Origin of the sequence: Anaerococcus tetradius ATCC 35098 (assembly GCF_000159095.1) — a bacterium.
Taxonomy (GTDB): Bacteria; Bacillota; Clostridia; order Tissierellales; family Peptoniphilaceae; genus Anaerococcus; species Anaerococcus tetradius.
Map to the genome: position 1 here is coordinate 43,301 of NZ_GG666302.1, position 15,127 is coordinate 58,427.

At 35.7% G+C, this 15,127-nt stretch carries 13 protein-coding genes; 9 read left to right on the top strand and 4 right to left on the bottom strand.

Annotation, left to right across the window (positions count from 1 at the left end; genetic code table 11):
* Positions 1–67 precede the first annotated feature (67 nt).
* The 4 genes from HMPREF0077_RS08540 to HMPREF0077_RS08555 form a co-directional block, all read right to left on the bottom strand.
* Positions 68–328 carry a hypothetical protein gene (locus HMPREF0077_RS08540; protein WP_004837613.1) on the bottom strand — a complete coding sequence of 87 codons (261 nt, stop codon included), beginning with the start codon at positions 326–328 and terminating at the stop codon, positions 68–70.
* Between the two features lie 88 nt (positions 329–416).
* Positions 417–1,523 carry a toxic anion resistance protein gene (locus HMPREF0077_RS08545; RefSeq protein WP_004837614.1) on the bottom strand — a complete coding sequence of 369 codons (1,107 nt, stop codon included), beginning with the start codon at positions 1,521–1,523 and terminating at the stop codon, positions 417–419.
* On the bottom strand, positions 1,520–2,638 hold the full coding sequence (locus HMPREF0077_RS08550) for a 5-bromo-4-chloroindolyl phosphate hydrolysis family protein (protein ID WP_004837615.1): 1,119 nt from the start codon (positions 2,636–2,638) through the stop codon (positions 1,520–1,522). Before HMPREF0077_RS08550 ends, HMPREF0077_RS08545 begins: the two co-directional genes overlap by 4 nt.
* A gap of 91 nt (positions 2,639–2,729) precedes the next feature.
* Positions 2,730–5,579, bottom strand: coding sequence for an insulinase family protein (locus HMPREF0077_RS08555; protein ID WP_004837616.1), 2,850 nt, complete (start codon positions 5,577–5,579; stop codon positions 2,730–2,732).
* A 569-nt stretch (positions 5,580–6,148) separates the two neighbouring features.
* Between HMPREF0077_RS08555 and HMPREF0077_RS08560 the strand changes: the two genes are divergently transcribed.
* From HMPREF0077_RS08560 to HMPREF0077_RS08600, 9 genes are all read left to right on the top strand, one after another.
* Positions 6,149–7,138 (top strand): PTS sugar transporter subunit IIB, encoded by a 990-nt coding sequence (locus HMPREF0077_RS08560; RefSeq protein ID WP_004837617.1) that lies wholly within the window; start codon positions 6,149–6,151, stop codon positions 7,136–7,138.
* A gap of 11 nt (positions 7,139–7,149) precedes the next feature.
* Entirely contained in the window at positions 7,150–7,965 is an 816-nt protein-coding gene (locus HMPREF0077_RS08565) for a PTS mannose/fructose/sorbose transporter subunit IIC (protein ID WP_004837618.1), read from the top strand.
* A gap of 11 nt (positions 7,966–7,976) precedes the next feature.
* Positions 7,977–8,915 (top strand): PTS system mannose/fructose/sorbose family transporter subunit IID, encoded by a 939-nt coding sequence (locus HMPREF0077_RS08570; protein WP_004837619.1) that lies wholly within the window; start codon positions 7,977–7,979, stop codon positions 8,913–8,915.
* Complete coding sequence (locus tag HMPREF0077_RS08575; RefSeq protein ID WP_004837620.1) at positions 8,915–9,274, top strand: DUF956 family protein; 360 nt, start codon at positions 8,915–8,917, stop codon at positions 9,272–9,274. Before HMPREF0077_RS08570 ends, HMPREF0077_RS08575 begins: the two co-directional genes overlap by 1 nt.
* Positions 9,275–9,426: 152 nt before the next feature.
* A complete protein-coding gene (gene fusA, locus HMPREF0077_RS08580; RefSeq protein WP_004837621.1) occupies positions 9,427–11,475 on the top strand; it encodes an elongation factor G in 2,049 nt (682 codons plus the stop codon).
* A gap of 27 nt (positions 11,476–11,502) precedes the next feature.
* Complete coding sequence (locus HMPREF0077_RS08585) at positions 11,503–13,494, top strand: alpha-amylase family glycosyl hydrolase (RefSeq protein ID WP_004837622.1); 1,992 nt, start codon at positions 11,503–11,505, stop codon at positions 13,492–13,494.
* The gene (locus HMPREF0077_RS08590) at positions 13,491–14,006 is read left to right on the top strand and encodes a GDSL-type esterase/lipase family protein (protein WP_004837623.1); all 516 of its coding nucleotides are present in this window, start codon (positions 13,491–13,493) and stop codon (positions 14,004–14,006) included. The genes HMPREF0077_RS08585 and HMPREF0077_RS08590 overlap by 4 nt, the downstream gene beginning before the upstream one ends.
* Entirely contained in the window at positions 13,999–14,838 is an 840-nt protein-coding gene (locus tag HMPREF0077_RS08595) for a mechanosensitive ion channel family protein (RefSeq protein WP_004837624.1), read from the top strand. Before HMPREF0077_RS08590 ends, HMPREF0077_RS08595 begins: the two co-directional genes overlap by 8 nt.
* A complete protein-coding gene (locus HMPREF0077_RS08600; RefSeq protein ID WP_004837625.1) occupies positions 14,835–15,062 on the top strand; it encodes a DUF951 domain-containing protein in 228 nt (75 codons plus the stop codon). The genes HMPREF0077_RS08595 and HMPREF0077_RS08600 overlap by 4 nt, the downstream gene beginning before the upstream one ends.
* Positions 15,063–15,127 lie beyond the last annotated feature (65 nt).

Consider the following 15,127-nt stretch of genomic DNA (forward strand, 5'->3'; position numbering starts at 1 on the left):
AGGCTTGGGGTTATCCCCAAAAAAAAGACTATCAATCAATCTCTGTACCTGATAGTCTTTTTGATTTCTAGCCTTGGAGGCCTTCAGCTTGTCTTTGCATATTCTCTATTACTATATCGTGAATTTCTCCTAGGCTTGCTGCATACTCTAGGACTTCCCAAGGTTTGTTGGAGTGAAAGTGGATTTTGATTAAGTCTTCATCTCCTACAGCAAGGAGGCTATCGCCTTCTAGGTGTTCTGTTATATAGTCAAATATTTCATCTTCGTCCAAATCTTCGCCTGCTATAAGCATTTGGCAGTCGAACTTAAATTCTAATTTATCAGTCATTATTTCTCCTTTAATTCTTCTTCTACTTTATCAAGCCCTAAGTAAAACAGTCCCTAGTATTGATAAAGATTACCAAATACATTATACCCTAGTTTCCTATGCTTAGCCTTTTCTTTAGTTCTTCTTCAAGGTTTTTAAGCTCAGCCTTGGCAAGTTCTCTATTCTTTTTGCCCTCTATTTGGATATTTCTCACTTCTTCTATAGTTGAAATTAAGGCTTCGTTGGTGTGTTTGATTGTATCAAGGTCAATTATTCCACGTTCGGTAGCCTTGGCAGTTTCTATGGTATTTTGCTTTAGGATATCGGCATTTTTTCTTAGAAGATCATTAGTAAGGTCAGTTACCCTCTGTTGGGTCTTGATAGCTTGTTCGGTGTGGTTCATACCCAAGGCTAAAACCATTTGGTTTTTCCAAAGAGGTATGGTATTTACGATTGTAGTTTGAATCTTCTCTGCCATGATGGAATTTGATGATTGAACCATCCTTATTTGTGGGGCCATCTGAATTGATACCATTCTAGTTAGGTCTAGGTCGTGGAGTTTTTTCTCGAAGCGATTGGCTTGGGATTTTAAGTCATTAACCTTTTGGGCATCAAGGGGAAGATTTGATGTTCTTGCCTTACTTTCAAGGGCTGGTATATCCTCCTTGTAAGTTTTCATAAGTTTCCTATTGCCAGCTTCTATATACATGGAAATTTCCTTGTAATATTCTTCGTTAAGATCATACATTTGATCAAGCATGGAAATGTCCTTCATCAAGGTTATCTGATGGTTTTCTAAGATCTTGGAAATATCAGAAATATTTTTTTCTGCAGATTGGTACTTAGACTTTAGGGCATCGAGTTTATTTATTTGCTTTTTGAAAAAGCCGAGTGGACCAGAGCTTTCTTCGGCATCCATACTTTTTATATCCACAACCAATTTATCTAGAAGGCCACCGATTTCTCCGAGGTCCTTGTTTCTTACGGTATCGAGAGTTTTTTCTGAGAAGTTTGAAATCTTCTTTTGGGCTCCAGATCCATATTGGAGGATAATATTAGTATCTTCAAGGTCGATTTTTTGGGAAAAATCTTCTATCATCTTGTCTTCTTCAGGAGAAAAAGTTATTTTATTTTCTACTAGGTCTATTTCTTTTCCGACTTCTTCTAATTTGTCATCTTCATTTGCCCCATCAAGGGTTAATTTAATATCGCTCATTTTCTACTCCAATCATCATCTGCGAGCCCTTCTTGTTTTAACAAGAGGTTAATTGTGTCGATTTCAGTCTTTATGTCCATGGCCCTATCATCAAGGAGGTCTATTTTCATCTTGTCAAAGGCCTCTCCTATAGTTTTTATAGAGCCTTCGATTTCTCCCATGGACTTTAATATCCTAGGGTCGCTACTATTTACTAGTTCGAAATCCTTGTAGGAAGCAACAAGCTTTAAGCTGGTAGGCAAGTAATAATTTGAAAATTTGCTAAGGCCTGTTGCTTTTTCTGGATACTTCTCGATTATCCTTAGGATAGCAGTTGAATTATCAATAAGCTTTCCCAAATTCTCCCTAAAAGCTAAGTTTTCGATTTTCTCTTTTTCATCATTAAGCTTATCCAAAGATTTTATGGATTCAGCAATAATCTCCTTGGCTCTTTCGCTATTTAAATCTTCAACTGACATATCACTAGCTTCTAACATGCTATCATCACTTAGATTTTGCCTATAAGAAGGAATTTGTTCAAGTTTTTCCTTGTAGAGTTTGAAGGTTGGTATATCTAGGATAAAAATTTTTCCATTTTCGACAATCCTTGCTTGCATGAAATAATTTTTCTTCATCATGTAGAGGAGGTCCTTGGTGGTTTCTTCTTCGCTTTGGGCGACAGCACTTGCCAGGTCCTTGATGGAAATTACTGTATTATCCCCAAGTTCCCTAAGATATCTTAGGTAATTATTAGATAGTCTTTTAAGTCTAGCTGATATTTTCCAAAAAACTCCTGCAAAGGCTATACCAAAAAAGAAGGATAAGAAAGCTGCAATAACCTCCCCATCGAGTAACATAGGAAAGGCTGAAAGAGCGGTAAGACCTCCTATAAAAGAAACTATACCTGCAAAGACTCCCGAATCTTTTTGTGGTGGCTTTTGGGCACAGACCCTTGGATTTCTAGTAGGTGGAAGACTCTTCTTGGCTGAATTAGAAAAGCCCCTTAAAGCTCCGTTAATTGAATTTTTTATTCTTTCGCCAATTTCTGCAAAGGGGATATCGTCAAAAGAGAAGTTTTCGATATCTTCCACAAAATCGGAGATGTTTTTTTTATTTTTATTATTTTTATCTGACATAATTCTTCCTTTTGTTTTCTTAATTATATCATACTACAAATCAATTTATTATAAAAGATATTTAAATATAATTCATTTTTGATTAATTATCTTAATCAGCAAGGTCTATTATCTTATCGAAGAGGTCAGAGTTTTCCCTTATCTTTCCTCTGTTACCAAAAACACAAATATTATTAAGGGCTAGGGCCTTTTCAAAGATATCAGCAAAACTTCTAATATCAGAAATTTTGGCATTTTTAATCTCAGCGAGGATTTCTTCTTCGCTCTTAGGATTTCCTTTCATGTAGGCTAGAAAATCCATGTCGGCCTTTTGGGAAGGAGATTTTGGTCTAAGGATTGTCCCCATAGCAGAGATTTGTTGGTTCTCGAAATCCCTTTTATCCATTACAAGCTCTCTTGCTATAGTAGAAATTTTATCGTAATTATCAAGGCTCTCTCTAATATTTGGGTCCCTATAAGAATAACTAGAAAAAAGTCCAGACCTATCTACTAGCATGCCTGCCCCATAGGCTCCTCCCTTAGCCCTTATTAGTTCATAGAGGTAAGGGTTTGATATTATAGCACTTGCTAGAGAGAATCTACCGTCATATTTGGCTCCGAAGGCTTTAAGGTCTGCTGATTTTGAAACGTAATTTACATTAGCATCAGAGGCTAGGGCTTCCTTGATAGCTTTTTTCTCGAAGTTAATTTCTTTTTTCTCATAGGTCTTATCCAAAAAGCCTAGCTTAGTTTCTATTGAGCTTCTAAAGAAGTCTAGGTCAGACTTAGCTCCTGTAAGATTTACTAAGAGATTTTTAGATAAGATTTTTCCATAAACTTTAGAAAGTTTATCCTTAAAGCTAGGGAAGTCCTCACCTGCTTCTTTTATCATTTTCTTAACAAAAAGATAATATGAAACTCCAGAAATCGCCTCCTTTATATAAGAAAGCTTATCAATATGAGAATTATTTCTATTAATAGCTATGAGGTGTCCTGAGTCATACATATTAGACTCGAAAACTGATTTTCTAATTCGCAACAGTTCGATTAATCTCTTTTGGTCATCGAAGATAGAATTTGATAGAAAGTCCTTGATGATGTCAAGGGCCTTATCAATATTTTCTCTAGTGGTCTTTAGGGAAGCCTTTAGGTAACTTTCGATTTCATCTTTCTTAATTCTAATATTTGTTAGGCTAAAGTTAAGTCCTGTCAAATATTGCCAGATGACATCGTCAATCTCCTTGTAGGAAATATTTTTGGTGTCGATAGATCCCATAAACTCATTGATTAGTTGGAGATATTGCAATTCTTCTAGGCTTAGATGGTTTACATTAAAATATAGATTTGCATAGATAAGGCCACTTGTTTCTAAATCGTGATAGATTATCTTGAACTTATCCTCATGGACTTCTCTTGGAATTTCCTTTAGCTTAGTAGGTACATCCTTTAGGTCAAGCCTTGGTATGGTCGCCTTTTCTTCTGGAGTGTTCTCCCTATTTTGATAATTATTGAGCCTTTTTAGGTCGTTTTCTATTATAGCCAAAGATTTTTCATCCATTGTGGCATTTAGTTTGTCTATCTTATCTTTAAAGCTTTGATTTTTTTCTTGCCAATAATTTTCATCAGGTCTTGCAAGGTGGATTAGGCGGGTCTTATTGTTGATGAAATATTTTTTGATAAAATCCTCATAGTAGCCAGTCCCTATAAGAGCTTTTAACTCATCTAAAACATCCACTATCCTAAAGACAGAAAAAGGATCTCCATCGAAATTTGTCATCAAATAATAATTTAGACCACGATTTACATCGTTGAGATTTTCCCTTTGGGCAAAATCAAATATAGAAAAAGCGGACTTTAGGCTATCTATGGAAATATTTTTGCTTGCTTCAGCTAAGCCTCTTTCTATAATTTCTACAAATTCATCTATCTTACTTCCATCAGCCTTTTGAGCTTGGATAAGGACAGAAGACCTATTACCATAGCCTGGTCTTGCATAGAAATATTCTGGATTGAGCCTTTCTATGATTTCATTTCTAATCTTAGACGAATCCATATTAAAGATGGTGTTAACTAGGATTGAAAGAGTTAGGTATTCTTTGCTATCTAGGGCAGAGCTTGCAAGAAAGGCGTAGGATAAGTAATCTTCATTTTCTTTAAACTTATTAGTTGGGTATTTGCCTTCTACTAGCTTTGGATAATAATTTTCCTTTACTTCTATGGAAGTATCAATCTCTCTATAGTCGTATTTGCTTAGATAATCTTCGTCTAAACTTTTTAGGAGTGGCTCAATTTCCATATTTCCATAAAAGTAAATATGGGAGTTTGATGGATGATAGTGGTCTTTGTAAAAGTCTATAAATTCATCATAGGATAAATCTCCGATAAAGTCAGGATTGCCACCAGACTCGTGTTCATAAGGACTATACTTATATAATAGGGAGTTGATGTCATTATAGATTAGACTTTCTGGATCAGAAAGTGCCCCCTTCATTTCGTTATAAACAACTCCAGAAATTCCTTTAATCTTTCCATCTTCCATTTCATAGTGCCAACCTTCTTGGTCTAAAATTTCCTTCTTCTCCAAAACCAAGGGATTAAAAACGGCATCCAAATAGACATCTACTAGGTTTCTAAAGTCCTTATCGTTTTCACTAGATACTGGATAAACAGTCTTATCAGGATAGGTCATGGCATTTAGGAAGGTCTGAAGGCTAGAGGAGGCCATATCCATAAAGGGATCCTTGGTCCTATATTTTTTGGAACCATTAAGAACAGAATGCTCCATAATATGAGCCTTGCCCTTAGAATCTGTGGGCGGTGTCTTAAAGCCTATAGCAAAAGTTTTATTCTCATCATCTGTCTTAACATATATAATCTTGGCCTTAGTTTTTTTATGCTCATAATAGAAAACCTCAAGGCCTAATTTGTCAAAAGTTTCTTTTTTTAATAAATCGTAAGTCATACTTCCTCCATTTGTAATATTATACTACTTAAAATAAGCTTATAGATTAAAGAAATTATATTGAGAAATTGATAAGTTTTTAACTATTGCCAAGATGTGAAATTATGTTATTATATAAAGGTAAGTTTACTAAGGCTAATCTTTGAAAGAGACTTATGAAACTTGGGCTTGGAGGGCAGAAAAAACTGTTAGAGAAGTTTTTAGCCCTATTGATGGCAAAAAAGATTTACTGACTTGTCATTGAGTTAGAAATAATAGTAAGCCCAAGCTAATAGACGTCTAGGACTTATATATATTAATATTTTTAGATTATGAACAAGTAAACTTAAATGAGCCTTGGATAGATTATTTATAAATTTAGGAAATATGATAAGCCTATAGTTAAAGTGATACAAGGAAATCGATAAATATTTCCTGAAGCTACTTAGAGCATGGATTTTAGATGGGGTTAGAAGAAATGCTGGGTGTATTTTTCCAAATTATTAATAAAAATTATCTTTTAAGGCTTAGGATGTTGGAAGGTGGGTATATTATGAATATATTAAAACTAATTAAAGAAAGGAGTTCGTATGCTAGGAATAATACTCGCAAGCCACGGTAGATTTGCAGATGGTATCAAAGAATCTGCCCAAATGATTTTTGGCGAGCAAGAAAAATTCGAGTCAGTTTGCCTATTAGCTTCAATGGGGCCAGATGAGTTCAGACAAAAGCTCAAAGATGCTATAAAAGCAGTAGATTCTGAAGAAATCCTCTTTTTGGTTGACCTATGGGGTGGTACTCCATTTAACCAAAGCTCAAATTTATTTGAGGGTAATGAAGAAAAATGGGCAATAGTTGCAGGAATGAACCTTCCTATGGTTATCGAAGCTTTAAGCGAAAGATTTACAGCGGACAAAAGCCACGATGTAGCAAAGGCTATAGTAGGATCTGCCAAGGAAGGCGTAAGAATCAAACCGGAAGAGCTAAATCCGGTTGAAGAGAAGAAAGAAGAAGTTAAGGATACTTCTAGTCCAAAAGGAGCAATCCCTGAAGGAACAGTCCTTGGCGATGGCAAAATTGACATTGGCCTTGCAAGGATAGACACAAGACTTCTTCATGGTCAAGTCGCTACTAGCTGGACAAAGTCCATTAACCCGGACAGAATCATAGTAGTAAGCGATAATGTAAGTAAGGATGAGTTAAGAAAGAACATGGTAATGGAGGCAGCTCCTCCAGGAGTTAAGGCTCACGTAGTTCCAATTTGGAAGATGAAAGAAATTGTAGATGACCCTCGTTTCGGGGCAACTCGTGTTATGCTCTTGTTTGAAAAACCACAAGATGTTTTGCAATTCCTAGAAATAGGTGGCAAACTAGAAAAGGTTAACCTAGGATCTATGGCCTACAAAAAAGGCGACATCAACCTTACCAATGCGGTTTCAATGAATAAAGAAGATGTTGAGTGTTTTGATAAAATTTTATCATACGGAATCAAGATTGATGTTAGAAAAGTTCCAGCAGATAAGAGCGAAAACTTTGACAACTTAATGAAGAAAGCAAAAAGCGAACTTAATATGAATTAATAGGAGAAATTATGAATATACTTAATATAATTTTAATTGTCCTTGTAGCTTTTCTTGCAGGTTGTGAGGGGATTTTGGACCAATTCCAATTCCACCAACCACTTGTTGCTTGTACCCTAATAGGACTTGTAACAGGTCACCTAAAAGAAGGAGTTATCTTGGGCGGTTCTTTACAACTTATAGCCCTAGGTTGGGCAAATGTTGGTGCGGCAGTTGCTCCAGATGCTGCTTTAGCTTCTGTAGCGAGTGCTATAATCATGGCTCTTGCCCTAGGAGGTGGTAGCCAAAATGTAGAGACAGCAATAAACACATCAATAACTCTTGCAATCCCACTTTCTGTAGCAGGGTTATTTCTTACAATGATTGCAAGGACTCTTGCTATACCAATGGTTCATGGTATGGATGCTGCGGCAGAAAATGCTGATTTTGGGAAAATAGAAGTCCTATCATGGATGGGAATTGTTATGCAAGGACTAAGAATTGCTATTCCTGCCCTAGTTCTTTGCTTCATCCCACCAAAAGTAGTAACTGATGCCCTAAACATGATGCCAGAATGGCTAAAAGGTGGTATGGCTGTAGGTGGTGGAATGGTTGCGGCCGTAGGTTATGCTATGGTATTAAACATGATGAGTACAAAAGAAACATGGCCATTCTTTGCTCTAGGTTTTGTATTTGCTGCTATTAAACAAATAACCCTAATAGGTCTTGGTGTTATAGGTGTGGTGTTAGCTATAATCTATATGACACTCAAAAACTTGGCAATGTCTAATCAAGGTGGAGGTTCAGGCTCTGGCGACCCACTTGGCGATATAATTAATGATTATTAAAAGGAGCAATTATGACTGAAAATACTAAAACAAATCAAGAAAGAATTGTCCTTACAGAATCTGTTCGTAGGAAAGTTTGCAACCGTCACCAATTTCTCCAAGGAACTTGGAACTACGAAAGAATGCAAAATGGTGGTTGGGCCTTCTCTATAATTCCAGCTATCAAGGCTCTTTATAAGGATAAGGAAGATCAAAAACAAGCGCTAAAAAGACACTTGGAGTTTTATAACACCCACCCATATGTATCAAGTCCAGTAATGGGAGTTACCCTTGCTATGGAAGAAGAAAGGGCGAATGGAACTCCAATAGATGATGCTGCAATTAACGGTGTCAAAGTAGGAATGATGGGACCACTTGCAGGTGTAGGAGATCCAGTATTCTGGTTTACCCTAAGACCAATTTTAGGTGCTCTAGGAGCTTCTCTTGCCCTATCCGGCAATATCTTAGGACCAATAATTTTCTTTGTAGCATGGAACTTAATTAGATACTTCTTTGAATGGAAGACTCAAGAGATGGGCTACAAGGCAGGTAGCGAAATTACAAAAGACCTTTCAGGAGGACTCTTAGGTAAAATCACCTTGATGGCATCAATCCTTGGTATGTTTATAGTTGGAGCCCTAGTACAAAGATGGGTATCAATTAACTTTACAGTAAAGGTATCAGAAATTACCCAACAAACAGGCTCTTATATAGACTGGGCAAATCTTCCTGCTGGAGCAGAAGGAATAAAACAAGCCCTAAGCCAATATAACTCTATTGGAGCTACAGCCCTAGATCCAGTTAAGGTTACAACCCTTCAAGATAACCTTAATAGCCTAATCCCAGGACTCATTCCACTATTACTAACCCTTGGAATCTGTAAACTTCTAAAGAAAGACGTTTCTCCAATTACAATAATTCTTGTATTATTTGCAATAGGAATTGTCGCTAGATTCTTTGGCATAATGTAATGATAAAATCACAAAATACTAGGGTGGATCTTGCTATTGATGCGACAAATCTCAACGCTTTTACATCAAATGGAAAGATAATGGTAGGAGATAAGGCCTTCGAATATTATAACAATAGAAATAAGAATGACTTCATTCAAATACCTTGGACAGAGATTAAACTAATAACTGCCCTAGTTATCTTTGGTAAAAGAATTAATAGATTTGCAATTCACACCAAAAACAATGGCGACTTCATTTTCGCAAGCAGAGATAACAAGAAAACCCTTAAAGCCATAAGCAAATATATAGCAAGTGATAAACTTAGAAAGTCTAAGACGGTTTTAGATTATCTAAAAGAAGCTATCAAAAAACACTAAAAGCCCCCTTCACGGGGGCTTTTAACTTGACTGCGTGAAAACATTTTCTATTTAGTGGATAAATTTTGTTTTTTGCTATATAATTATAGTATAAATATCAAAAAAGAACATTTTATTATGCAAAGAATAAATGTTTTCGCAAAGGAGTAAATATGAAAAATTATGACACATCTAAAATCAGAAATTTAGCTTTGGTCGGTCACTCAAAAGCTGGTAAGACCTCATTGACAGAGTCATTACTATTCAAAACTGGTGTGATCGATAAGAAGGGAAAAGTTGAAGACGGATCAACTGTTTCAGATTATGAAGCACAAGAAAAAAAGAGAAAAATATCCCTCCAAACTTCAATTATTCCAATCGAATATAATGATTTTAAGATTAATTTTATAGATTCTCCTGGATTTTTTGACTTTGAAGGCGAAGTTTTGCAGGCCCTAAGAGCTGCAGAATCAGCACTATTTGTAATAGATGGAGAAAATGGAATAGAAGTAGGAACAGAAAAATACTGGAAATATACCCAAGAAATTAATCTACCATCCATAATTTTTGTAAATAAATTAGATAAAGAGAATGCTAACTTCAACAAGGTAGTATCAGACCTCCACATAGAATTTGGCAAGAAAATCATCCCTCTAACCCTAATGCTTGGAGAAGGGGAAAATTTTGAAGGAATTATTGATGTAATTGATAAAAAAGCTTATTCTTATGAAAATGACGAAAAGAAAGAAGTAGAGATTCCTGAGATAAGAATGGCAGAGGTTGAAGAAGTTTACAATCAAGTCATAGAAGCTGTAGCTGAATCTGACGATAGTCTAATGGAAAAATTCTTTGAGGGAGAAGAGTTCTCAGAAGAAGAATTTATGAAGGGTCTATCTAAGGCAATCCTTCAAGGAGATGTTGTTCCACTTATAGCAGGATCAAGTGATAAACAAATAGGACTAACATCTTTACTCGATTGCATAACAAAATATATGCCAGCCATAGATGATGAGGCTGCAAATATAGGCTACAGGGTAAAAGAAGGCTATGAAGCTTTCGAAATAAATAAGGATGCACCATTCTCTGCAGTTGTATTTAAGACAATTGCTGACCCATTTGTAGGTAAAATTTCAATCTTTAAGATTATTTCCGGTACTTTAAAGAAAGACGATAAGATTTATAATGTAACAAAGGATGTTGAAGAAAAGGTAGCGAACCTCTTCGTCCTAAGGGGCAAGGAACAAATCAAGGTCGATAAGTTAGTTGCAGGAGATATAGGAGCATTTTCTAAGATTGAGTCTGCTTCAACAGGGGATTCACTAGCTACAAAGGAAAATAAGATTGAATATAAGAAAATAAAATATCCAAAACCAGTTTTATTCTTCGCAATCCAAGCCCTAAGCAAAAATGATGAGGATAAGATTTCAGAAGCCCTACAAAAACTCGCCGAAGAAGATCCAACCTTTGGTCAAGAGAGAAATCAAGAAACTAGCCAATCAATTCTTTCAGGTCTAGGCAATGTCCAACTAGAAGTATTGATGGATAAACTAAAAGATAATTATTCTGTAAATACACAAGTCGTTGAATACAAGATTCCTTATAGGGAAACAATCAAATCTAAGTCAGATGTTCAAGGTAAACATAAAAAACAATCTGGTGGTGCAGGCCAATATGGTGATGTATTTATTAGATTTGAGCCAGTTGATGAAGATTTCGTCTTTGAAGAAGAAGTATTCGGTGGAGCAGTTCCTAAGAACTATTTCCCTGCAGTAGAAAAAGGACTTATAGAATCCCTATCAGAAGGCCCACTTGGTGGTTATAAGGTTACAGGTATTAAAGCAACCCTATATGATGGTTCTTATCACCCAGTAGACTCAAATGAGCAAGCCTTCAAGACTGCTGCCAAGATTGCCTTCAAGAAGGGTATAGAAGAAGCAGATCCAATCCTACTAGAACCAGTTATGAAACTAGAAATAAAGGTTCCAGATGCTAACATGGGCGATGTCATGGGAGATATGAACAAGAGACGTGGAAGAATTTTGGGTATGCAACCTCAATCTGACGGTAGCCAAATTATTCTTGCAGAAGCTCCACTAGCAGAAGTTCTAACTTATGCAATCGACCTAAGAAGCCAAACATCAGCTCGTGGATCATTCTCTATGGAATTTGTAAGATATGAAGAAGTACCAAAAGAAATAACAGCGAAAATTTTAGGAAAATAATTTAAGAAAAGAAGGTTAGGAGGGTGTATGGCAAAGTGGGAAATATTAAACATTGATCCTTGGCTAAAAGATTATGAAAATGACATTAATTTGAGGATGGAATCTTTCGAAAGACAAAGGCAAAAGCTCCTAGGAAAAGGTAAAAAGCTAACCGATTTTGCAAATGCACACAATTACTACGGCTTTCACAAAACAAAAACAGGTTGGATTTATAGGGAATGGGCCCCTCACGCTGAGGGCCTCTACCTTATAGGAGATTTTAATAATTGGGATAGACATTCTCATCCTATGAAGAAGATAAACGATGAAGATTGGGAAATTGAGATAAAAGGCATTAGAACTCTTGCCCATAAGTCGAGAGTTAAGGTCCTAGTTGATGCAAATGGATCTATAAGAGATAGGATACCTATTTATGCGACTAGGGTCGAAAGAAATGAGAATCTTGACTATGCAGCCATAATACAAAATCCTAGGAAGAAATTTGTTTGGGAAGATGATGGCTTTAAGACTCAAAAAGACAACTTGCTTATATATGAAGCTCATATTGGTATGGCAGGCGAAGAGGGAAAGGTATCCTCATATAAGGAATTTGAAAAACATGTCCTTGCTAGAATAAAAAAAGGCGGCTACAATACTATTCAGCTTATGGCTATAGCAGAACATCCATACTATGGTTCATTCGGCTATCAAGTAGCAAACTTCTTTGCTCCAAGCTCCTGGTATGGAGAAAATGATGAGCTTAAATCTCTGGTGAATACTGCCCATAAATTAGGTCTTAATGTAATAATGGACCTAGTCCATTCTCATTCGGTAAAAAACACAGCTGAAGGAATTAATGAATTTGATGGAACAGTCTATCAATTCTTCCATGATGGAGAAGAAGGAAATCATCCTGACTGGGACTCCAAGCTTTTCGATTATAAAAAGCCCGGAGTTTGCCACTTCCTTCTTTCAAATATCAAATATTGGCTAGAAGAATATCACTTCGATGGATTTAGATTTGATGGAGTAACATCAATGATTTACAAGGACCATGGAAGAGGAGAGGCCTTTGACTCATACAAGAAATATTTTTCTATGAATACAGACATTGAAGCAATTAATTACTTGCAACTTGCCAACCAATTGGCCAGAGAAATAAAAAGTGATGTAATAACCATAGCAGAAGATATGAGTGGAATGCCTGGAATGTGCTTGCCTATTTCCTATGGAGGAATTGGCTTTGACTATAGATTAGCAATGGGTATGCCTGATTTTTGGGAAAAATCACTACTAAAGCGTGATGAAGATTGGGACTTATCACAAATGTGGTATGAACTATCAACCCATAGGCCAGAGGAAAAAAGAGTTTCCTATGTCGAAAGTCACGACCAAGCCCTAGTCGGTTCAAAGACTACTATATTTAGGCTAGCCGACCAAGAAATGTATTGGAACATGAGAAAAGATGATCATAACATAATCATAGATAGGGCCGTAGCCCTCCACAAGATGATTAGGTGGATTACTATATCCATGGGAGCAGATGCCTACCTTAACTTCATGGGCAATGAATTTGGTCATCCTGAATGGATAGATTTTCCGAGAGAAGGAAATGGCTACTCCTACCACTACGCCAGACGTCAATGGTCACTTGCCGACTCCAAAGATTTGAAATACCAATATCTAAACAACTTTGATACAGCTATGATTGAGTTTGTAAAAAACAATAAGCAACTATCCACTGAAACCTACAGGTTGTGGATTGACAATGACAGAAAAATTATAGCTTACAGAAATAAGGATGTGGTCTATATCTTTAACTTCCATCCAGAAAATTCTTACGAATCCTTCCATTTGCCAATCCATGACATAGGAGAATTTATAGTTGCTATGGATACGGATGAGTCAAGATTTGGAGGATTTGATAGGATTAGCCACGAGGAAGTATATAAAACAGAAAGGTTGGCAGGAACAGACTATGATGGAATTAAGATATATATTCCTTCTAGAACAGGTCTTGCCTTAAAGAAAATACAATGAAAATAATTTGCCTAGGAGATTCATTTACCCAAGGCTATCTTGTAGAAGATAAAAATTATACCCGCTTTCTTGAGAAGGCGGGCTTTCTTGTTAGAAACTTGGGAGTAAATGGTTCGACAACTGAAGAAATATTAGAAAGATACCAAAGATTCAAGGGAGTAAACAAAGAAGACACCCTTATAATATTTGCTGGTACGAATGACTTTCTAAACGCGATAAGCGTAGAATTTGCCTACCAAAATCTAAAACGTATATTAAATATGAGAAAGCTAGAAAAAACAATTATAGTTATACCTCCATATATAGAAGAAGAAGCCAGTTATATTTTTTACAAAGAAGTTAATATGAAAATCGACTACTTAACAGAAAAATTAGGAAAGCTAAGAAAAAATAAAGATTTTATCCTAATAGATGCAAGGAGGATTTCTGGCAGATACATTGATGGCATTCATTTGGCTAGGGATTTTCACAAAAAACTAGCAGAAGAAATATTAAGGGAAATTAATGATTGAACAAATAGAAAAGCAAGAAATGGTAAGAGAAATAATGAAGCATAAACTGCTCTATGGAGCCATATCCCTAGTTATAGTAGTTTTAGTAAGTGTCATAATTCTTGCTCTTATAAAAAAAATAATAAATAAGTTTCTGGAAGGAAGCCTAGTAAAAAAATCTTCAGTCAATACAAACAAAATACACACAATCTCTAGGGTCCTATACTCCATAATAAGAGTATTAATAATATTCATAGCTATAACTATGGTTCTTGACATATTCGGTATCAACACATCAACTCTAATAGCTACAGCAGGGGTTGGTGGTGTAGCTATAGCACTTGGGACTCAGACAATAATTGCTGACTTCATAAAAGGGATACTAATAATCTTAGATGATAAAATAAGAGTCGGCGAATGGATAAAAGTAGCAGGAATAGAGGGAGAAGTTGAGGCTCTTGACTTTAGAATAACAAAAATAAGGGACTTCAATGGCTCCTTACACATAATTCCAAACTCGGAAATAACCAGCGTCCAAAACTTCAACAGGGGTCTAATGATATCTGAGGCGACCTTTAGTGTATCTTACGATACAAGCCTTGATCAAGTAAAAGAAATGGTAAAGAAAATATCCAGTGAAATAGCAGAAAAAGAAAAATATAAAAAGGCATTCAAGAAAAAATTTGAAATATTTGAAATAAAAGACCTAAACGAATTCTCATACAAAGTAAGAATAACAGCAAAAGTAAAAAATGGAATGCAATGGGAAATATCTAGACAAATAAGAGAAATGATAAAATATGAAATGGAAAAAAGAAATATGAAAAGTTCATTAGTGGAGTGCAAACAATGAAAAAATACAAAGTAGATGACATAGTAAGCCTAAAAAAAGGACATCCATGTGGAGAAAACTTATGGCAAATCCAAAGGCTAGGTGCTGACATAAAACTAAAATGCCTGGGATGTGAAAAAAACATATGGATGAAAAGACTGGACTTCGATAGAAAAATAAGAAGAATAAAAGACAAAGACGGAAAAATGGTAGCCATAGTTAACTATAATCCAGAAGAAGAATAAGGAAAATCGCTGATCTACATGGGTCAGTGATTTTTTTATAGAAAAATTTGACAAAAACAAAAAAA